This is a genomic window from Acetobacterium wieringae, from assembly GCF_026646375.1.
In the GTDB taxonomy this organism is placed as follows: Bacteria; Bacillota; Clostridia; order Eubacteriales; family Eubacteriaceae; genus Acetobacterium; species Acetobacterium wieringae_A.
The window spans coordinates 16,294-38,498 of record NZ_JAIPPU010000025.1 but is presented as its reverse complement, the minus strand read 5'-3'; the positions used below and the strand labels follow the sequence as shown (position 1 = coordinate 38,498).

17 protein-coding genes are annotated in these 22,205 nt (G+C 42.7%); 9 read left to right on the top strand and 8 right to left on the bottom strand.

Annotation, left to right across the window (positions count from 1 at the left end; genetic code table 11):
- Positions 1-268 precede the first annotated feature (268 nt).
- Positions 269-526: a hypothetical protein gene (locus tag Q7P33_RS16820; RefSeq protein ID WP_303871891.1), complete on the top strand. Its 258-nt coding sequence runs from the start codon at positions 269-271 to the stop codon at positions 524-526.
- A gap of 45 nt (positions 527-571) precedes the next feature.
- On the opposite strand, the gene Q7P33_RS16815 is transcribed toward Q7P33_RS16820, so the two are convergent.
- Complete coding sequence (locus Q7P33_RS16815) at positions 572-1,228, bottom strand: TetR/AcrR family transcriptional regulator (protein WP_303871890.1); 657 nt, start codon at positions 1,226-1,228, stop codon at positions 572-574.
- Between the two features lie 284 nt (positions 1,229-1,512).
- Here Q7P33_RS16815 and Q7P33_RS16810 point away from each other — a divergent pair, with 284 nt between their 5' ends.
- On the top strand, positions 1,513-2,907 hold the full coding sequence (locus tag Q7P33_RS16810; RefSeq protein ID WP_303871889.1) for an MFS transporter: 1,395 nt from the start codon (positions 1,513-1,515) through the stop codon (positions 2,905-2,907).
- Between the two features lie 141 nt (positions 2,908-3,048).
- Entirely contained in the window at positions 3,049-4,443 is a 1,395-nt protein-coding gene (locus tag Q7P33_RS16805) for an SLC13 family permease (protein ID WP_303871888.1), read from the top strand.
- A gap of 133 nt (positions 4,444-4,576) precedes the next feature.
- Here the strand turns inward: Q7P33_RS16805 and Q7P33_RS16800 are convergent, their stop codons facing one another.
- From Q7P33_RS16800 to Q7P33_RS16790, 3 genes are all read right to left on the bottom strand, one after another.
- Positions 4,577-5,203: a corrinoid protein gene (locus Q7P33_RS16800; RefSeq protein WP_303871887.1), complete on the bottom strand. Its 627-nt coding sequence runs from the start codon at positions 5,201-5,203 to the stop codon at positions 4,577-4,579.
- Between the two features lie 117 nt (positions 5,204-5,320).
- Entirely contained in the window at positions 5,321-6,124 is an 804-nt protein-coding gene (locus Q7P33_RS16795; protein WP_148638507.1) for a methyltetrahydrofolate cobalamin methyltransferase, read from the bottom strand.
- Between the two features lie 66 nt (positions 6,125-6,190).
- The gene (locus Q7P33_RS16790; RefSeq protein WP_303871886.1) at positions 6,191-7,171 is read right to left on the bottom strand and encodes a uroporphyrinogen decarboxylase family protein; all 981 of its coding nucleotides are present in this window, start codon (positions 7,169-7,171) and stop codon (positions 6,191-6,193) included.
- A 462-nt stretch (positions 7,172-7,633) separates the two neighbouring features.
- On the opposite strand from Q7P33_RS16790, the gene Q7P33_RS16785 reads away from it, so the two are divergent.
- From Q7P33_RS16785 to Q7P33_RS16765, 5 genes are all read left to right on the top strand, one after another.
- The gene (locus Q7P33_RS16785; RefSeq protein WP_303871885.1) at positions 7,634-8,950 is read left to right on the top strand and encodes a RuBisCO large subunit C-terminal-like domain-containing protein; all 1,317 of its coding nucleotides are present in this window, start codon (positions 7,634-7,636) and stop codon (positions 8,948-8,950) included.
- Positions 8,951-8,989: 39 nt separating this feature from the next.
- Positions 8,990-10,432, top strand: a complete 1,443-nt coding sequence (locus Q7P33_RS16780; protein WP_303871893.1) for an NAD(P)/FAD-dependent oxidoreductase — start codon at positions 8,990-8,992, stop codon at positions 10,430-10,432.
- An 18-nt stretch (positions 10,433-10,450) separates the two neighbouring features.
- On the top strand, positions 10,451-11,731 hold the full coding sequence (locus Q7P33_RS16775; RefSeq protein WP_303871884.1) for an NAD(P)/FAD-dependent oxidoreductase: 1,281 nt from the start codon (positions 10,451-10,453) through the stop codon (positions 11,729-11,731).
- Positions 11,725-12,093 carry a DUF1667 domain-containing protein gene (locus tag Q7P33_RS16770; protein WP_303871892.1) on the top strand — a complete coding sequence of 123 codons (369 nt, stop codon included), beginning with the start codon at positions 11,725-11,727 and terminating at the stop codon, positions 12,091-12,093. The genes Q7P33_RS16775 and Q7P33_RS16770 overlap by 7 nt, the downstream gene beginning before the upstream one ends.
- A 91-nt stretch (positions 12,094-12,184) precedes the next feature.
- Positions 12,185-13,750 carry an FGGY-family carbohydrate kinase gene (locus Q7P33_RS16765; protein WP_303871883.1) on the top strand — a complete coding sequence of 522 codons (1,566 nt, stop codon included), beginning with the start codon at positions 12,185-12,187 and terminating at the stop codon, positions 13,748-13,750.
- A 79-nt stretch (positions 13,751-13,829) separates the two neighbouring features.
- Here Q7P33_RS16765 and Q7P33_RS16760 read toward each other — a convergent pair whose 3' ends face one another.
- From Q7P33_RS16760 to Q7P33_RS16745, 4 genes are all read right to left on the bottom strand, one after another.
- On the bottom strand, positions 13,830-14,819 hold the full coding sequence (locus Q7P33_RS16760) for a sugar-binding transcriptional regulator (protein WP_303871882.1): 990 nt from the start codon (positions 14,817-14,819) through the stop codon (positions 13,830-13,832).
- 143 nt (positions 14,820-14,962) lie between these two features.
- Positions 14,963-16,426 carry an NAD(P)/FAD-dependent oxidoreductase gene (locus tag Q7P33_RS16755; protein WP_303871881.1) on the bottom strand — a complete coding sequence of 488 codons (1,464 nt, stop codon included), beginning with the start codon at positions 16,424-16,426 and terminating at the stop codon, positions 14,963-14,965.
- Positions 16,427-16,469: 43 nt separating this feature from the next.
- Positions 16,470-17,528: an asparaginase gene (locus Q7P33_RS16750; RefSeq protein WP_303871880.1), complete on the bottom strand. Its 1,059-nt coding sequence runs from the start codon at positions 17,526-17,528 to the stop codon at positions 16,470-16,472.
- Positions 17,529-17,651: 123 nt separating this feature from the next.
- A complete protein-coding gene (locus Q7P33_RS16745) occupies positions 17,652-19,448 on the bottom strand; it encodes an ASKHA domain-containing protein (protein WP_303871879.1) in 1,797 nt (598 codons plus the stop codon).
- A gap of 1,042 nt (positions 19,449-20,490) precedes the next feature.
- Here Q7P33_RS16745 and Q7P33_RS16740 point away from each other — a divergent pair.
- Positions 20,491-22,167, top strand: coding sequence for a formate--tetrahydrofolate ligase (locus Q7P33_RS16740; protein WP_303871878.1), 1,677 nt, complete (start codon positions 20,491-20,493; stop codon positions 22,165-22,167).
- Positions 22,168-22,205 lie beyond the last annotated feature (38 nt).

Below are 22,205 nucleotides of genomic sequence, written 5' to 3'. Positions count from 1 at the left end.
GGTGGCCGTACTGTTGGTTCTGGTGTTGTTGCCAAAATGCTGGAAGACTAATAACTGTCTGTAAACATAGAATAATACCAAAAATATTTGAGCGGTGCTGTTTGATCAGTTCGATAGCGTCAGGTAAATACAAATATCTTTGGTCAATCTTACCGCCTCTCTCGAGAGGCGGTTTTTTTATTTGATAAAGGTGAGATAAAAAACTCTGTTCGATCTTCAGCGACGTTTGTGATACAATAGAATCATAAATACTGTTGGGGGAAAGTTAATGAAAAAATATATCAGTGTAACCATTTGTGATAAGGTGGAGTCAGTCGGAAATGACTATAATAAGGGCTTTCGAAAATGTAAGACAGAAGAATTAACTCGGGAAATTGAGGATGTTTGTAATCAGTATGACGAGAAAGGCTATGATCTGGCATCAATTGTACCCATTGTTCAAGGACAGCACATCGTTTTTTCCAGCGACGGTAGCTGGGCCAACAGCGTTACTGAAGGGGTGATTATTACCTTTAAAGCGAAGTAGCCGATCAAAAAAGGTCTATTCAGAGAATATCTGAATAGACCTTTTTTAAATCAATAACTTAATTTCGGAAAAATCATTTTCGCGGAAAAACAGAAGCGCCTCATAGCTAACCCGATAGATGGATTTTTGGGGAATGCCCCAGCACCGGGCTGTATTTGAGATAATTAGAATCGAAAAATCTTCCACTGGCATTTTTATGCGGGTTTCGCAAAAAGCCCGGGTAAGCTCACGTCTGGCCCCGAAATCGGCAATCAGCAGGGCATCAAATTCAATCGGACGAATCCGCAGATTGTAATCTCGAACGAATTCATGATAAATATCGCTCATTTTTCCATGAAGAAATGGATAGAGGGAATCATTCTGGGAAATTTCATAATAAAAATGGTTAACGTGTGGATCACTTAATAAATAATGATACCATACCATGGTTAAGTAGAAGTGTCTTTCAAACGAATTAATGGGTTTATATCCGATCAGTTTCTGATTGAGTAGCTCGTGAATCGAATCCAGATAATCGTCAAAAATTTTAGCTATAAAGGTATCTTTGGTTGCAAAATGGTAGGTCATGGAACCTAAAGTTGTATCAGAATGATCAGCAATTTGTTGAATGGTAGTGGCATTATAGCCCTGATTATAAAATAGTTCTTTGGCACTCGTGTAGATGCGTTCTTTTGTCATCTCACCCTTGGTCATTTTTCGCATTGGTATTCTCCTTATAAGCAATGTGGCATAGCAATTTTAGCATTAAGTGAGAAAATTAACAAGGAAAAACCGTAAAAGTATGAAATAAAAAAATAATATAATGCAAATTACTAAAAAAACAGTAAAACGATAAATATTTAATAAAAAATACTTGACAAATCTGATGTAAAGGGTTACTATTTAGTAAGTCTTAGTAATATTACTGAAAAGAACAAAAATGACGAGGGTAATACTCCGGAAATTTTACTCTGGTCGATCATTAAAAAATTTTGAGGAGGCTCTTTATGGAAAAAAAACCCTTGAGTTCAGGGCTTAAGAGATTTTTCGGTGTTGGGGATCTTGGATTTACTCTGATGTCGAATGTCGAAGTATTTTATTTTGCATATTTCTTAACAAATATTGCAAAATTTGATTTGGGCACAACTGCAATAATTATGACTTTAACAAGTACAGTGGATATGGTATTGTCACCATTCTATGGTGGGTTTATTGATGCTTTAAAACCAATGAAGTGGGGAAAATACCGATCGTATTTGTTGGTAATCCCACCAATTGTTGTCGTTCTCTATACATTGATGTTTACGGTTATCGGTACTGGAATCGTACCAATGGTTATTATCTGTATTGCATTCATTACTTCACACGTGGCATGGAACTTTTCTTATGTTGCAAATATAGCACTTATTCCAACAATCTCAACTACGCCTGAAGATCGAACACAATTATCGGCAACACGAGGCGCATACGCAAATGTTGGGAAAATTATTTTCTCAGCAATGGGCTTAGCCACTATTTTATGGGTTGGCGAGTTAGTCAAAAACCCAGTACTTGGGTTCACGATTTCGGCATTCGCCATGGCATGTGTTTACTGGTTAGGTTATTTCATTCACTTTAAATTGACAAGTGGATATGAAGCAACAATTGAAGATGGAACAGCAAATACAAGCGTAGCAAAAAAAGAAAAAATTTCCATTGGCGATATGGCTCGATCATTGGTTCAGAACCCACATTTATTAGTACTACTGTTAGCAGATGTCGCTCGATGGACAGTAAACTTTGTTTGTGCCGGTTCGGCAGTATACTTCTTTACTTATGTAGCAAATGACGTTGCAATGTTTAGTGTTTATTTGTTGGTTGCTAATATTATGGCGGTAATTGGCTCCTATTTAAGTAAATATGTAGCGGCTAAAGTATCAACACGAACAGCCGCATTGATTGGCTGTTATGGTTTAGGCGCTTTCTTAATCGGCTGTCAATTCGTTGTCGGAAATATTACAATGGTTCTGGTGGTTCTTTCCTGTGCACAGTTCTTCTTAGGGTTCCTGTACGCCTTAATGGTTGCTTTATACGGTGATGCATCAATCTACAGTGAATGGAAAACTGGAAAAGCAGCATCAAGCTGGGTCATGGGATTATCGAATTTACCACTGAAACTGGCGATTTTCATCAAAGGTTTAATCATCCCGGCTATGCTGGCTTCAGTTGGTTTCGTTGCAAAAATGGATCCAGCGACTGCCACACCAGAATTAAAAGCTGGTATTACAACTTTATTCTGTACCATTCCTGGTTGCACAGTTCTGGCTGGAGCGGTTCTACTGACATTTGGATACCGTTTAACCAAAGAAAAAGTAACCCAATATCAGGCTGAAATCAATGCCAGAAAACAAATCACAGAATAACAGACATTAAAATAATTACATAAAAATAAGAAGCCATATTCAAATCAATTGATTGGCTTCTTATTTGTTTCATAGAGCGAATAGCGACATGTTGGGAGACAACAGAATAGCTAACGTTTAAAAATACGACAGAGGTGGATTATGAATAAAAAACAGATAATCGGATTGATCATTAGCATTGCCGTACTGATCGCCGTTTTTTTTCTACCCATACCAGTGGGTTTGACAGATAAGGGACTGATTACCATCGGACTGTTGCTGTTCTTTTTGATCATGCTGATTACTGAAGCGTTGCCGGTTGGAGTTATTTGTTTTCTGTGCCTAGCGCTATTGCCAACCCTGGGAGTAACAAAAAACCTGACTGCCGGATTAAGCGGCTTTACCAACACGATCTTATTTTTTGTTTTGGCATCATTCGGGCTGGCGGAGGCGGTGACCTCGACACCGATCGTTCAACGGATCTTGCATGCCTTACTTAAAAAATTTGGCAGAGACGTTAAGACTTGCGTACTGGCGATTATGGTGGCTGGAGCCTTGGTATCCTCCATCGTAACGGATGTACCATCAGTGGTTGTATTTATGGGTATCGGCGCCAGTTTTCTAAATCTTTTTAAGAACGAAACGGATCGCGAGCAAACAGCAAAATCGCTGATGATGGGAATTCCCATCGCTGTCATGCTGGGGGGGTTGATGACACCAGCAGGTAGTGGTATCAATATCTTAACCATTGGTTTGCTGCAAAACCTGGCGGGTATCCAGATCACCTTTATACAGTGGATGGCCTGTGGTATTCCGATTGTTATCGTGATGGTGCCATTGGCCTGGTTTATCTTAACGAAAATATTTCCTCCTGCAGAGATTGATAAAACGGAGATTGTGAGTTATTTGGAGGGGATTGAGGTTAAAGAAAAGGTTGACAGTCGGGAATTGAAAGTTATTACGATTGGTCTGGTTATGATTTTCTTTTGGCTACTCAGCTCATTTTATCCGTTTATTGAAGTAACTGTGGTAGCCTTGTTTGGGTGTGTCTCTTTCTTTTTGCCTGGAATTCGCATCCTCACTTGGGATCGTTATATGAAAGCGGTCAGCTGGATTTCATTTATTCTGATTGGAACGGTTTTATGTATTGCCAATACCATCGTTGCAAACGGTGTCAGCGAGTGGTTTGTCAACTATGTATTACCATCGTCTTTATCATTCTCATTAATGGGCGGGGTATTCTTTGTCTCGGCAATGTGCTTTGTGATCATGCTGATTGTTCCTGTAGCTCCGGCCTTAATTGGGGTGTTGACACCGGTTATTGTCAGTTTGGCAGCCACCACCGGTATCAATCCTGCATTACTGATCATAGCTCTTGGGTTATGTGCTGGTAACTGTTATTTATTCCCCATCGACACCATTCCTTTGATCACCTATACCGCCGGCTATTATAAGATGACTGATATGCCTAAAGCTGCGATTTGGCTCCAAATAGCGTTTGTTGGTCTTGCCACACTGTGGTTGCCGATCGCCGGAAATTTGGTGGGACTTGCTTAAAAAGGTTATTTTGTTAGTTAATTAATTCAGACATTTAATATTAAAGTTTAAAAAAAGAGAAGCCCTAGGGTGTAGGGTTTCTCTTTTTTTATAGCGATATTAAATTAAGGGACTGATATTAATTAAAGATGGTTTATGCAACCATTTCTTTTGCTTTAACAGCGGCGCTACCAGCATCAGGAGCAAATCCATCAGCACCAATTTCAGCTGCATATTCAGGAGTAACAGGTGCACCACCTACGATGACTTTTACGTCCAATCCGCTGGCTTTAATGGTTTCAACGGCTTCTTTCAGGGCAGGCATAGTGGTTGTTAACAGACCGGAACAAGCTACCAGTGTAACATTTTCATTTTCCTTGATGGCTTCAACAAAACGTTCAGCAGGAACATCCACACCCAGGTCAACCATAGTGAAGCCGGCACTTTCGATCATCATTGAGACCAGGTTTTTACCGATATCATGTAAGTCGCCAGCAACGGTTCCGATAATACAGGTTCCTAAAGAGTTTGTGGTATCTCCAGCTAACAGCGGACGTAAAACATCAACGCCTTTGGCCATGGCTTTAGCAGCGATTAACATTTCTGGAACAAAGATTTCTCCTGATGAGAATTTTTCCCCGACAATACCCATCGAGTCAACCATAGCTTGCAGGATATCTGCTGCAGAGCTACCTTCGTCTAATGCTTCCTGAACCAGGCCAGGAACCAGTTTAGTTTTACCAATTTCTACTTTTTCTTTAACTTCTTGAATTTTTGACATTTCTTTCTCCTATTCAGTAATTATGATTTTTATAAATATTAGTGTTTGTCAGCTGATTGTGTGATCAGCTGACTGAACTTATTTGACGCTTTAATAACGAAGCTTAGTTACAATCGATTATTTTTTCTGACCGAAAATTCCTTCGCGGTAAGCACCGATATATTCCATACAGTAGTCATCTTCGCCCAGCAGCGCTTCGGTGGCGTAGATGATTCCCATCAGATCACCATTGGTCGGATCAAGGATAGCACTGTCCAGACCGGCATTCATTGCCAGAACGGTAAAGCCCATGTTGACCATTTTTCGGGCAGGCAGGTTGAATGAGATATTACTGACAGCTCCGGTAACATGAATGGTCGGGTATTGCTCTTTAATGCTTTTGATGACTTCCACAACCATGGCAATGCCATCTTCAGATGTACAGAGCATTTCAACCAATGGGTCGATGTGCATTCTCGACGGATCAATGCCGTATTCTTTGACTTTAGCCATTAAATCAGCAAAGACATCCAGACGGTCTTTAGCGGTTTTAGGGATTCCTTTATCGCTGTTAAGCAGTGCGACACATTCCCATTTGGTATCAGCAATGGCTTTAAATGCCGCATCAACTTTATCACCTTCAAGCGATACCGAGTTGAACAGACCAGGTTTATTACAGTATTTCATCGATTCGATGCAGGTATAGACATTGGGGCTATCGACAGCAATGGGAATATCTGTAACTTCCTGAACCAGATCGATCAGCCATTTCATGGTTTCCAATTCAATATCATCATCAACTGAAGCACAGACATCGATATAATCGACGCCAGCTTCGGCCTGGATCTTAGCCAGATTTTTGATAAATTCGCCATCCTTGGCAGCGATGGCTTTGGCGGTGGACGGAATCGCACCGTTAATTTTTTCTCCGATAATAATCATTTTATCTCTCCTCTGGATATTAATTTTACCACTCTTTCAGAGCATGGATTGTTAAGTTGCTTTGTACTAGAATAGTTCTTTGGTCATTTTTTCGATGGCTTCATCACAGGCTTCGTAAACGCCCGGGAAGGAAGAAACGGGCAGCCCTTGACAAGCACCAGGGATGAAGTAGAGTTTTCCAGATTCACGGCAGGCTCGGGCAAATTCTGCTTCAATTTGCTCTTTTGTCCATTCGGGATGATCGATGACACCACTATGAACACCACCCATAAAGGTGATTTGTCCGCCGTATTCTTTGATCATTTTAGGAATGTCATTGGTTGTCATAACACCCTGCCAGATATCAATGCCCATTTCAATCATATAGGGAACTAAGGTTGCAGCGTAGCTGTCACTATGGTGAACAATCAGTTCAACACCGTTTGCTTTGTAAAAACCATAGATTTTTTTGTAGGATTCTAAAAAGAATTCTTCAAACATTGCTGGAGAAAGGAAGGTGGAAATTTGGCTGCCCCAATCGTCATGATGTAAAATTGCATCAGGATGCAGATTTTCAACCAACGCTTTAGCATAATCCAGCTCATATTCTGTTAAATATTCGATCAGTTCATGCATGGCTTCCGGTTCTTCATAGAAACTCATGAGTGCATTTTCCATACCCATCAGGTAATGGGTCATTTCAAATAAACCAGGAGCGATGAATGCAGCAACATATTTATTGTTTCGATCAACGGCGTTAGCGTCTGCAATGGCTTGATCCCAAGCTCCTTCAGGACGTTCCATGCTTGGAGCTTTGACATATTTTTTCCACTCAGTAACATCTTTGAGAACAACATGTTGCTCATCATGTACTGGGAAAGAGGCAAGTTGACCTTCTGGCCAACGGATGGTAATACCCCATTCATTGATTACTTCTTCACCGATTTGGGGTTTGATACGACCAGATGGTACGCTCATAATCATTTGTAGAAATTCATATTGTTTGACAAAACGATCTGGATTTCCACCGGTCATGACTTCTTTTAAATTCTCTTTGACAGTTAACATTGTGTGTAGCCTCCTTAGTTTATCTAGAATAGAATCATTGATCAGTTTTAGCAAAGCTGCTGATAATCACATATTTTGACTGCGTTTACAATAAAAATAACGATTAAATGAGCGAACAGATTTAAAACCAATATTTTAGTATAAGACAATTTATTTACTGTTATTTTAGTAAATATTCTTTCATTTACTGTGATTATAAACGGTTGCAGGTGTTTTGTCAACGAATATTTTTGTAAATAGTCATAAGTTATGGTTTTATTTAGAAAAATAGTCAAAGAAGCTGACAAAATCGGTTAAGTGCATTGCGAAGATATAAAAAGGCAGACGCGATTGTTGCGATCTCAAATGTAAAAGTTTGTTCGAAACGCTGGATTATTGAAATTATTTTCGATATTTTATTTTTTTTTAGAAACTCTATAATGAAAATGAAAGTACAAAAAAATATGATAAGGAGTGAGGCGGATGTACATTGACCCGATTGTTGTTCAGTATCCAGAAGCGTTGGAACAAGACCGCTTTGTAATTGCGACCTATTATTGTGCGACAAAACCTGAAACAAACATCATCAAATTCGCAGCTGCCATTGGCATTGAGCAATCCTGCGGCACATGGATTAAAGTCCCTCAGGAGACCGAAGAAATTCGTGAAAAATGTATTGGTAGACTTGTAGGAGTCTACGAAACACCGGCCTATCAGATTGGGCTACCAGAGGGGATCTCAGAACGTCATCTGATTATCCGGATAGCCTATCCATGGACAAATTTTGGAGATCAGTTTGCGATGCTTCTGAGTACGGTGATTGGCGAAGTTGCTGGATCGGGAAAAGTAAAACTGCTTGACCTCGAGTTTCCCGATTCATTTCTTCAGAAATTCAGTGGCCCAAAGTTTGGTATCAAGGGAATCAGAGCGCTTTTGGGGGTTTATGATCGGCCTTTACTGAACAACATGATCAAACCCTGTACTGGTATGTCACCGGCGGTAACGGCAGAGCTGGCTTATGAATCAGCGGTTGGGGGGGTCGATATTATTAAAGATGATGAATTAATTGCAAACCCCGATCATTGCCCACTGACGGAGCGAGTTAAACATGTAATGGCAGCTCTTAAGCAGGCTGACGATGAAAAGGGGGAAAAAACCCTTTACACGGTAAACATCACTGACCGGCCTGATCGTCTCAGAGAGAATGCGTACCGGGCACTGGAGGCCGGTGCCAATGCCTTGATGGTTAATTACGGAACAGTAGGTCTTGATGCCACCCGGATGCTAACTGAAGATCAGAACATCAATGTACCGATTCTGGGGCATCCGGCGTATAACGGCGCTGTCTATGAGTCAGCCTGGTCAGGGATTAGCGTCGGTTTGATTGGTGCTAAACTGCCAAGGCTTTCCGGAGCGGATATGATCATTTCATTTTCTCCTTACGGAAAACTAACCATGCTGATGGATACCTTTATCGATGCGGGTTATAAAATGATAGCTCCACTTGGAAAAATCAAACCGGTTTTTTCGATGCCCGGCGGCGGAACAACCCAGGGACATGTGGAGGATATTGTCAAAAAGTTTGGCATTGATGTGATCATTGCCAGTGGAGCTGGTATTCACGGACATCCGATGGGCACGCAGGCTGGGGCAAGAGCATTTCGACAAGCGATTGCAGCGGCTGTTGATGGGATTCCAACTGCGGAAGCGGCGCAGGAACACCCGGAACTCGCAGCGGCGTTATCATTGTGGGGTTTTTATCAGGAAGGAAAATCAGGAATTTTTGATTTAAAAGGATGATCCGATTAAGTTTTATGAACAAAGGAACGGTGAAAAATGATGTACGATATAGTAATAATCGGTGCGGGCGTTACCGGCTGTTGTATTGCCAGGGAAATATCCAGGTATAACGTCAATGCCTGTGTCATTGAGAAGGGTGATGATGTGGCCTCCGGCACTTCAAAGGGAAATAGCGGCGTGATACATTCAGGTTTTGATGCCAAGCCCGGAACGTTAATGGCAAAACTAAATGTCGAAGGCAACGCGTTGATGTGGAAATATGCGGAGGAACTGGATTTTCCGGTTAAGCAAAACGGAGCCTTGGTCGTTTGTACGGTCGAAGAAGAGCGCTATAAGCTGGATGATCTACTGGCACAGGCTAAAGCAAACGGCGTACCTGGAGTCGTGATTCTGGAGCGCGATGAGGTTATGAAAATGGAGCCGAATCTGACAGAAAAAACGGTAGCAGCTTTATATGCACCAACTGGAGGTGTGATCTGTCCGTTTAATCTGGCGATTGCGATGGCCGAGAATGCAAACGTTAACAAAGTTGATTTTCAATTTGAAACCGAAGCATTGGATATAAAAAAGACGTCTGACGGCTACGTCATCCACACTAATCGTGGGATCATTGAAACCAAAGCGGTGGTCAATGCGGCGGGAGTTTATGCAGACAAGTTTCATAACCTGGTCAGTGGCCAGAAAATTCATATTACAGCTCGAAAAGGCGAATATCTGTTGTTTGATAAATGTCTGGGGAGTGTTTTTACCGCATCGGTTTTTCCTTTGCCGGGTAAAATGGGCAAAGGAATTTTAACGGCGCCAACCCTCCATGGCAATCTTTATGTTGGACCAAGTGCCAACGATGTCGATGACAAGGAGTCACTGAATACGACCCAGGAAATTCTGGATGACCTGGTTGAAAAAGTTAAAGCGAATCATTTGTGCAAAGTGCCATTGCCATTAAACAAGATTATTACATCTTTTTCCGGACTACGGGCTCATGAAGATCAGCACGAGTTTATTGTTGGAGAAATCACCGATGCCCCGAATTTTTTTGATGCCGCTGGCATTGAATCGCCTGGTTTGACCAGTGCCCCAGCCATTGGTGTGATGTTGTCACAGATGATCGCCGCGCGTCTGGGCTTGGTACTGAAAGACGATTTTATTTCCCGGCGAAAGAGGATTATAAAATTTGATAAGCTGTCAGACAACGAAAAAAATGAACTAATTCGAAACAATCCCAGTTATGGAACAATTGTCTGTCGGTGTGAAATGGTGACAGAAGCGGAGATTATTGATGCGATTCATCGACCATTGGGAGCCCGGTCCATGGACAGCATTAAACGACGGACCCGGGCTGGTATGGGCCGGTGTCAGGCTGGCTTCTGTACGCCCAAGACGATTGCGATCCTGGCTCGGGAACTGGGTGTCGAGATGACTGCAGTGACAAAAAAAGGTGGCCGGTCACAACTGCTGTTTGGCAGTAACAAAGCGGTGTAATGAATGTGAGGTGATATAATGAAAAACTATGATATTGTCGTAATCGGGGGTGGTCCGGCCGGACTGGCTGCTGCCGCTGCCGCCAAACGAAACGGCATTGAGCAGGTCTTGATCATTGAACGCGATCAGCGTTTGGGTGGGATTCTTAATCAGTGTATTCATAACGGATTCGGACTTCATACCTTTAAGGAAGAGTTGACTGGGCCGGAATATGCGCAGCGTTATATCGATGAAATTGAAGCATTGAAGGTCGAATACCGGCTCAATACGATGGTGATTGATATCAACGAAGATAAAATGATCACGATCATGAATGCTCAGGATGGGGTAGTAGTTATTCAGGCTCAGGCTGTGATTCTGGCAATGGGCTGTCGGGAACGGCCCAGAGGAGCGCTGAATATCCCTGGCTATCGTCCGGCCGGAATTTTTACAGCCGGGACGGTCCAGCGGCTAGTCAATATAGAGGGCTTTATGCCCGGCCGAGAAATGGTGATTTTGGGATCGGGCGATATTGGACTGATCATGGCCAGACGTCTGACGCTTGAAGGCGCTCATGTAAACGTTGTATGTGAGATCATGCCATACTCCGGGGGACTCAAGCGGAATATCGTTCAGTGCCTGGATGATTATAACATTCCGCTGAAACTGAGCCATACTGTGGTAGATATAAAAGGAAGGGAACGCGTCGAAGGGATTACCATTGCTGCGGTTGATCACAACAGAAAACCGATTAAGGGAACTGAAAAACATTATCCTTGCGATACCCTGTTGTTATCTGTCGGGTTGATTCCCGAAAATGAGTTGTCCACAAATATGAATGTGATCATTGATTCCAGTACCAATGGTCCGGTTGTCAATGAGTGTTTTGAAACCAATATTGATGGGGTTTTTGCCTGTGGCAACGTCCTTCACGTCCATGATCTGGTTGATTATGTCTCTCAGGAATCGGAAGTTGCAGGAAAAAATGCAGCTGAATATGTGAAGGGACGATCAATCGCCCGCAATGAAAAATTTAGCATTGAAGTACAAGCGCAGGAAGGGATTGTCTATACCGTACCCAAAACGATCCAGCCAAATCGGATGGAAGCAGAGCAGATTATCCGTTTCCGGGTTGGCGATGTCTACCAGGATCATTATATCAGCGTCTATTTGAATGGTCAGCGGGTCATTCACCAGAAAAAAAGACTGATGGCGCCCGGTGAGATGGAACAGATAACGCTTCAAAAATCCGATCTAATGGCGCATAAGCAATGCCAAATGATCGGGATAAAGGTTGAAAAGGAGGTCCTGCGATCATGACAAAGTCACTAATTTGCATTGGTTGCCCATTGGGATGCATGATCACAGCAAATCTCGATGATGGAGTTGTAACCGAAGTATCGGGTCATAGCTGTAAAAATGGTGAGAAATATGCCAGCAAAGAATTAACCTGTCCGACCCGCACGGTAACGTCAACGGTCAAAGTATTTGGCGGCGACAGTCCCATGCTTTCTGTTAAAACAAAAAAAGACATTCCCAAAGAAAAAATAACTGCCTGTATCAGCGCTCTTAAGGATTGCGAGTGTCAGGCGCCCATTGAAATCGGTGAAATTATACTTAAGAACGTTGCAGACACGGGCATTGATGTTGTCGCAACCAAATGTATTCATTCTATTGTATGACAAGACGGTAATCAGCTTATTGTATAGGGGCTGATTCAGGGTGTTATATTTCATCACAAACAAATATTTATAAATATGAAAGGTGAAAAAAATGAAGACTAAAAAGTATGTATTGGGGATTGATTGTGGAACAACGAGCAGCAAGAGTATTGTGTTTGACCTTGCCGGAAATGAAATTGGCTCGGGACAGGTGCTGAATCCGTTAACCTATCCTTCGGCTGGTCGGGTTGAATGTGACGGGCCGGAACTGATCAACACCTTGTATGAAACCACCCGGTTGGCTATTAAAAACAGTGGTGTTGATCCGGAGGAGATTGCCGGTATCAGTTTTGATATGTTCCGTTGTACCATGGTCACCCGTGACAAGGATGGCGGCTTTACAACACCAATTATCATCTGGCAGGATTTGCGAAGTGCGGAGATGTTGCCGGAGATGGTCGAGATGCTGGAGGCTGATGGCATGACACCGGATGATCTCTATCATATGTGCGGGATGCCGTTGGGACCGGTTTTTCCCTCAGGAAAACTGCAATGGGTCAAAAAATACATGCCTGAAGCTTATGAAAATGCTACCCGGATCCATACGATCATGGGCTTGATGACCAAGGCCTACGGTGCAGATGACTATTACGATGACATCAATGATACACCTTGGCTCCAGTTAAATGGTGAAGATTTCCAATACAGCCAAAAACTATGCGATATTTTTGGCGTTGATATGAATAAACTGGCGCCGTTGCGTGAACCGGGAACCATTATTGGTGCCGTAACGCCGGAAGTAGCTGAAAAAACAGGTCTGGCAGTTGGAACACCATTGGTAATGGGAACCGGTGACCAACAGGCGGGTTGTGTCGGATGCGGCTGCGTCAAAGAGGGGACCGGTTATGCCTGTGGTGGAACGGCAGGGATTACAGCCGGCAAATCGCGGGCATTTTTACGGGATCCAGCCAAGAAATGCTATGTACTGGGAACTCCGGATGGGGCCTGGGTTATGGAAGGTCAGGCAAACTCTGCTGGTAGCGCCTTTAAGTGGTTCAAAGGCGAGTTCTGTGATGTCGAAGAATTAACGGCCAAACACCTGGGTACTGAAGTTTATGATTTTATGACAGATGCAGCTAAAAACTCTCCTCCGGGAGCAAATGGCTGTTTCTTCCTGCCATATCTTCAGGGAGCCAACACTCCCAATTATGAATCCAATGCCAGAGGCACTTATGTTGGCATGACAATTGCACATACGCGAAACGATATCACCCGGGCAACGATGGAAGGGATCTGCTACGATATTCGTGACATGCTGGAAGCCATGGTCGAAGGCAATGTTCCCAACTTCACAACGGTACGGTTGACCGGCGGCATCTCCCGATCCAAATTCTGGTGTCAGATGCAGGCCGATATTTACAATCGCCCCTGTGAAACGGTTGAGGTGGAAGAAGCGACGGCATTAGGCTGTGCAATGCTGGCTGCAGTGGGTGTCGGCATCTATAAAGACTACAATGAAGCGGCAGAAAATATGGTTAAAGTTACAGGACATTATGAACCTCACCCGGAATCGGCAGCACGTTATGAAGATGCCTATCAGACCTGGAAGCGCATCTATCAAGGACTTTCAGGCGATGCCTTTGATGCCGTTGCGGATTTCCAGAATAATTATCGCTAGACATGAAAAAAAGATCGGGGTGCATACGTCCGGTCTTTTTTACTGTTAATCTGATAATCAGAATCAGCTTTGGAAATGATCAGGAAATAGGGAAAGCCAAAAGTTTTGCCAGTTTCTGATCAATGATCAGGACATCAAGCAGCTTACCATTGATCAGTGCCTGGATGGCAGGACCTTTCTCGATACCAGAAGCGACAATGATTTTCAAAGGGATTTTTTTATACGTTTCAAGATCAATTGAAAAAGTACGCTGTTTCATGGAAGTATTACATTCGCAACCATTTTTATCAATAAAACGCAGCATGATATCGGCATAAGCGTGCTGACTAAGTAACTCCTGAAATTCTTCAGGCTTGAGATAATTGGTGGAAGCCAGCAGGGTTGTTGTTGTCGGATAGAGCAGTCCAACACCACTGATCGAGATATTGATATTCTCAAACAGGGTAGTCATTTTTCGATAGATTTCCGTGGATCTCAGCAATTCGTAATCTTCTGGTCGATCAAAGAGGCCATTGCGGCAGATTGAAACATTTTTGCCGCCAAAGGCCATTGCAGCACGTCGCACCAGGGTGTCAACAGCGAGCTTCTCGTCACAGTTGGCAATGCTGCCGTGCATTGTAATCACTTTAGCGTTGGCCTTTCGGCAAGGATTTAAATACTGGATGAGATGATACATGGTGCCGCCCCATGTCAAACCGATTATATCATCATCGGTGATAATCCGCTGAATATAGCGGGCGCCTTCCAGTGCGACCATTTTTTTAACAGTCAGGGCAGTGCCGGAATTGGTGTCGGATAACACCGGAACCACCAGTACTTCCCTCAGACCGGATTTTTTTCGGATGATGGTTGCCAGCTCGGTGCACTCTAAAAAATTCGGCTCGATCTCAAATTTGACAACGTTTTCATCAAGGGCGCGCTTTAATAGCCGCGAAACTGTTGATGCGGATATGTTCAAGATTTCAGCAATCTGATGCATATTTTTTTTTTCAACATAGTGCATATAGACAGCAGCATTCATGATACAAACGGATTGATTATAGACCTCGCTCTGCATTTCATCCTCCATTTTGAGTTAAAGGCTACTTTTATTATAACATGTCATAACTGGTATTGCAAAGTGAATGCAAAAATAATAGAATGGAGAAACACAAGCGTGATTAAAAAAAGCCGGGAATTAAAACCGGCTTTTTAGGTAGTGATTTTTCATAATCAGTCGTTCTGGTGTTTATTGATATAGTCGACAATTTCGTTTTTTCCCACCCGATTGACGCCGCTGTGCTCCACGTCAAATCCGGCATCAATCGCATGACCAAGTACCTTTTCCATTACTTCAGCGACCCGGGGACGACAGAAGGTTCCCTGACACCAGCCACAACCGGCTCGAGTACGTCGTTTAATGCCGTCAACAGTGGTTACAGGAATGCCCCGGTTCATGGCATCAATAATAGTTGCTTCATTGACTTGTTCGCAGCGGCAGATTATTTTTTCTGGGCTGGAGGGCATGTCCACCAGAGGCTGGATTTCTTTTACTGGTTTTAATTCAGTTCGGGTAATAATCGGAGCCCGGTAGGGATTGAAGCTGGAGTCTTCTTCTAAGGGGCAGTTTAGTTCCTTTAATAAGTCTAAAACCATTTCTGCAATAGCTGGCGAGGACGTCAGCCCCGGAGATTGAATACCGGCGCAATTAATAAATCCGGTCACAGGGGTAGCTTCAATAATAAAGTCATCAGTGGAGCTGACCGCCCGAACTCCAGTAAAACTACGGATAAATTGTTTGATATTTAATTTATCAGTGGTGTGTTTGGCTTCGTTAAAAATCTTCAGGAGCCGTTCAGCATGGGTGGATTTGTCCACGGTGTCTTCATTGACCGCATCAGGACCGATTAAAAGGTTGCCATAGTAGGTTGGCGTGACGAGGATGCCTTTACCCATTTTAGTTGGCATTTGGAACAAAACGGTATTGATGATACTGGCAGAGCCCCGCACCATCAGGAGGTACTCACCGGTTCGGGGCGTAATTGTGAAATAATCGACGCCAACCATTTTTGAGATTGTATCGGAGGAAACACCGCCAGCATTGATTACATAATGTGATTGGAACCGCTTGCCGTTCAGGTCCATCAGATCAAAGCCATCAGCAGTTTTTTGAATCCCGGTTATTTCTGTGTTTAATAATAGCTCAACACCATTGGCTACGGCATTTTCAGCCAAGGCAATGGCCATCTCGTAAGGAGAGCAGACGCCAGCCCCTTTACAATACAGGGCGTATTTAACGGCTGGGTTGACATTAGGTTCCATGGCCATAATCTGGTCATGATTAAGAATTTCCAGGTCATCGACACCATTTGCCAGGCCGTTTTCATATAATTCCTGAAGTTTTGCCAATTGCTCTTCTTCAAAGGCCAAAACCAGCGATCCGATTTTTTCAAAGCCAAAGTTGAGCTCCGCATTCAGTTGGTCAAATTGTTTCCGGCCTTTGAAACACAGCCCCCCCTTTACTTTGCTATGGGATTCTGCAAAGCCCCCATGGACAATGGCTGAATTGGCTTTAGTGGCTCCCATCGACACATCATCTTCCTTATCAAAAACAACAACAGATAATTTGTAACGGCTTAAAGCTCGGGCGATCGAGGTTCCGATGATACCGGCGCCGATTATAGCAACATCATACATAGCAGTCTCCTTCAGTATTATTAGATTTTGAGCAATAGAATGCTTAGATTACATACCCATTTTCTTTGGCATCTCGCAGAAATTCGTAGAAAAATTCCCGTTTTACATAGTTTAGCGGGGCATATTCCTGCTGGTTGTAGGCAAAATTCAATTTGGTGACAGCGGCCTCAAAGGAGATATTCTCCAGCGGAATTCCACCGGCAGCAATCAGTTCCCGACAGGACGCATAAAGATCGCCGTGTATATTTTTGTAGGAAATCAGATAATGATCGACCTGGGGATTATTTTTGATAAAGGACAAGAGCGACGTTCCGTTTTCTCCGGTAACATTACCGCTGCCACAGTGGTACAGTGAATGAAGAACAGCCCGGATTGGACGGTTATGCAAGTTGATCACTTCATAGTTTAAACCGGGATAGGCGCGCAGGGCCAATACTTCATTACGAAATTCGGCAATGGTAGGGACACAGTCGGGAGCCGGATTGTAAAGTTTGAGCATGGACGGATTTTTAGGACTGGGGACGCAGCACAGTCCTCGATGATCATAAACACCTAACGGATCACCAAAACTGGTAAAGTCATCCCGTAGCCAATCTGCTTCCTGAAGCCGGGTGGCCAGGTGAACATAAATAACATGATCACTATTTTCATAAAGGGTATAAAAACCAGGCAGTTTCATATTGATGATAAATGCCACTGCGGCTGAAAAATTGGCGATGGCATTGCTGTTTGGTTCGCCGATGGCGTAGTTGGCAGCCACTAAAACGATTGGAATCAGAGGACTGTCAAGACCATAAGAAAGGGCGGCCCCGGTATAGGGCAGGGTATCCGATCCGTGGGCAATAATGACACCATCATAGTCGCAAAGACGGTGGGATTGCAGGGTTTCTATTATTTGCAGCCAGTGTTTTGGTTCGGCGTTTTCACTGAGGATATTAAAGGGCCGAATGACCGTAAATTCGACTTGACTATTGCTTTGCTCTTTGTAGATGGCGAGTAAGTCATCACCGCAACGGGAATCGACATCGATACAACCATCATTGACAGCGCTGCCGATGGTACCGCCGGTTAATAATAATAAAATTCTGGGTATTTTTTCCATAGCTGAGCATCCTTTCGGTAATTTAGAATAATTATAGCATCTAATCAGGAGCAGGGGAATAAAAAAAGCAAACAGCAGAAATGTGTTTGCTTTTTTAAGCGCAGATCAAAAGAAATCAGACAATCACACCATTTCATTACGACCAAGAAAGGTGTTTTGCATGTACCGGTTTGAAAAATCAGGATCGGTAGCTAACTCGATGTGAGTGGTAATTTTGGGGATCTCCTCACAGCGTTTGGCTTCATCCTGAGACAATAGAAATAGTTGGGAGCCAGTTCCGGCGCCATTACCAATGGAGCGGATCGGCACGTCGGAAATCTCCGGGAGTAAACCAATAAACTGAGCATTTTCGATATCAATATAATTTCCAAACGCACCTGCCAGAGTTATTTCCTTGAGATCCGTTGCTTTGATGCCATACTTTTCAGTGAGCAGGCAGCAGCCGGTAAAGATGGCAGCCTTGGCCAATTGTACTGCCCGAACATCTTTCTGGGTGATGATCATTTCTTTGCCGTTGGGGTTATCCTGATGACGGACAAAAACGAAATAGCGTTGATTGTTCTCGTCGGTTTTAAACCGATCTTTAAAGGGGTGATTATCGAGATCCTCGCCTTTAATAAAATTACCGCGATCATAAATCAGTTTTTCCCGGAACAGGAAGGCGATGGCATCAATGATCCCAGAGCCACAAAATCCCAGAGGAGCAGCATCGCCGATAACGTGACATTTGATTTCATTGTCAATCAGTTCAATTTTTTCGATGGCACCTGTGGTACCACGCATCCCCATGTGGATGCCAGCTCCTTCAAGTGCAGGACCGCAGGCCGTGGAAGCGACAAAGTAGCGGTTCCGGTTGCCGACAGCAATTTCGCCATTTGTACCTAAGTCAATCATCAAGCGGTAGTCGTCATCCTTTGGTAAACCCAGTAACACGGCTGTCGTATCGGCACCGACAAACCCACCTAATAAGGGTAGGAAGGTTATTTTACCGTTGGGATTAATATTGACGGCAAATTCATTGGCATTGGTAACCACCATATCCCGGGTAATGCCAGTAAATGGAGAAAGACCCAAATGTAGGGGATTCAAGCCCAGAAAAAGATGGGCCATGGTGCTGTTACCGCAGAATACACACTCATAAACAGCTTCTGCAGCTATCTTTGATTCATAGAAAAGGTTTGAAAGGATATTGTTGACAGTTTCAATAATGGCATGTTGGATCGCTTTCAAATTTTCTGGCGAGGTGGATGCATAATCGATACGACTGATCACATCGCCGCCAAAAGATATTTGCTTATTCAAGGAGGAGTACTGATGAATCAGAACCCCACTTGTGAGATCATAAAGGTAGCCGACAACCGAGGTCGTTCCAATGTCAAAGGCAACGCCGTAGACGTTTAGCGAATCATTGCCGGGGATCATATCAATCACTTCATCATTATAGAGTACAAAATTCATCAAAGGAAGGCTCTTCTGATGAAAGATTTCAACAGATTTCTGTAATACTTTAATAGAAGACATCCTGATTGGCATTTGAAGGGCGTTGCGGATGGTTTCAAGATCGTAGGAACACATCTCCGTTTTTAAGTCAGCCATTGGGATGGTCACAACCCTGGTTTTCGGGTTGAAACTCAGCTCATTATTGTCGGTGGTTTCCAGAATTTGCGAAACAGCGGCTTCTTTTGAAATGAGAATGGCCATATCGTTGGAAACGGGATGCTGGCAACCAAGGACTTCGGAAACTAAATCGTTTTCACGAATGGTAACAAGGCATTTCTTGCACGTTCCCTTGCCTCCGCATACTAGATTTTGAGGAAAGCCAACCTGAGCACAGGCTGCAGCAACGGTTATTCCCGTTTCAACCATGATACTTTTATCCAACAGCGGAAAAAAAACACGAATTGTCTTAAAAGATGACATATAATTGTCCTTTCTTAGTTATAAATTGGGGTGACCAGTAAAATATTATCCAAACTGACTTTATTATACCCGTTTAAAATAAGATTTTCAATATGATAGATTGATAATGATAAAATTGTCGAGTTGATAAGTATTTTTTAAGATGGTGGATACTTTAGAAACTTATTGAATTTGATATCAATTTATTCGGTCATTTGAGTAATATATGCATTGAAGGTCGTGGAGCAGATTTGAAAAATTCAGATGTTAACTGGGCTAATCTGTTTCTTGAAGTTTTGAAAAAGAGATGCTGATAAGTTGAACAAAAATCTTATTGTCAAGAAGATGGTGAGGATAAAAAAAGAAGTCTCAGAATGCAAGAGTAAAAATAAGAGCGATTGATAATGAATATAATGAACTACAACATCGATACAAGGAGATATATTACCCCTAAATGGTTCGTTTGAGATTTAACAAACAATAAAAGAAAATAAATTGAATTAAACTAGAAATAATTTGACTTTTTTTTTGAATAATGGTAATCTGAAATAAATTTGTATATACAAGTAAATAGTGGACAGTCTGCCCGGTATCAGTATTTCAGAGAACGGACTTAATAGGGCATGTAGAATAGCATAATTTGGAAAATAAGTTTTCAAAAAGAGGAAAGAAGGTGAAATTGAGAGACGGTCTTTGGTGAAAAGGAATTCTATGGTAGATAGTAAGTGGATAAGTCAAGTGTAGAAAAAAATGGAAATTGATCTATAATTACAAAAACAGGTTATTTTTTCAGAAAACCGCAAAAATGTTTTACTAAAATCGATTTAAGAACAGTAATAAAAAATAATAGTGAAACAAAATACAATTGATGGTTGAATTGCAAATAAGTTTTGTGTCGCAGAGTAAAATATTGTTCAGATAATCGATGTAAACCCCGTAAATGTAAACGTTATTCGTATTTTTTCAGTAAAAAATTGTCACATTTATTGTTTGATTTTTAGATTAAAATCATATATCATAAATGCAGATGTTAAAAATTTATCAAAGTATTGGAGGAAATAATATGGGTTTTAAATCAGACATTGAGATTGCACAGGAAGCTACACCACAGGATATTCGTGAGATAGCAAAGAAATTGGGTTTAACAGAAGACGATCTGGATTTATATGGGAAGTATAAAGCAAAGGTTGACTATAATCTGTTAAAGAAAAACACCGGAAAAAAAGCCCGGTTAATCCTGACTACTGCCATCAATCCAACACCAGCCGGTGAAGGAAAAACAACCACTACAATCGGGGTTGCGGATGGGTTATCACGAATTGGAAAAAATACCCTGGTAGCCTTGAGAGAGCCATCCTTGGGACCAGTATTTGGTGTCAAAGGTGGAGCCGCAGGTGGCGGATACGCTCAGGTTGTGCCAATGGAAGATATCAACCTTCACTTTACCGGTGACTTCCATGCCATCGGAGCTGCTAACAATTTACTGGCAGCAATGCTGGATAATCATATCAAACAAGGTAATGAATTAAAAATTGACCCTAAAAAAATTACCTGGAGACGATGTGTTGACATGAATGACCGTCAACTGCGAAACATTGTTGATGGTTTAGGTGGATCCGGAGACGGTGTTGTCCGTGAAGATGGATTTGATATCACCGTTGCATCTGAAGTAATGGCAGCTTTCTGTCTGGCCAGTGACATCTCTGATTTAAAAGTCCGACTGGGCCGCATCATCGTTGGCTACAGCGTAACTGGCGAACCCATCACCGCTGAGCAGTTAAAAGCCAACGGCGCCATGGCTGCTCTGTTAAAAGATGCCTTAAAACCAAACCTCGTTCAAACTCTGGAAGGCACACCAGCCTTTATCCATGGTGGACCATTCGCCAATATTGCTCATGGCTGTAACTCTGTAATCGCTACCCGTATGGCCATGCATTTTGCTGACTACGTGGTCACCGAAGGTGGATTCGGAGCCGACCTTGGTGCTGAAAAATTCCTTGACATCAAATGCCGTATGGCTGGTTTAAAACCAGATGCCGTAATTATTGTTGCTACCGTACGAGCCCTTAAATACAATGGTGGCGTAGCTAAAGCTGACCTGAACGAAGAAAATCTGGATGCTTTAAAAGCCGGTCTGCCAAATCTTTTAAAACATGTTGAAAACATTACTCAGGTATTTAAATTACCAGCAGTAGTAGCCATCAACGAATTCCCACTGGATACCGAAGCGGAACTGGCACTGGTTAAATCGGAATGTCAGAAACTGGGCGTTAACGTGGCTATTTCCCAGGTATGGGCAAAAGGCGGCGAAGGCGGAGAAGAACTGGCTAAAGAAGTGGTTCGCTTAATTGACGAAAGCGAAGGAAACTTCGAATTCTGTTATGACTTGGATATGCCAATCAAAGCAAAAATCGAAGCCATTGCCACCCGTATTTACGGAGCCGACGGTGTAGACTTTACCCCAACCGCAGCCAAAGAAATCGAACGATTGACTGCCCTTGGCTTTGACAAGGTGCCAATCTGTATGGCAAAAACCCAGTATTCGTTAACCGATGATCAGACCAAACTGGGTCGACCAACCGGTTTCAGAATTACTGTACGTCAGGCGAACATCTCTGCAGGAGCTGGCTTCATTGTTGCCTTAACCGGTGAAATCATGAAAATGCCTGGTCTGCCAAAAGTACCAGCGGCCGAAAAAATTGATGTTGATGAAAATGGCGTAATTGCTGGTTTATTCTAGAAACAAAAGCTTTTGAATCGGGCGGGTTCTGCGGAACC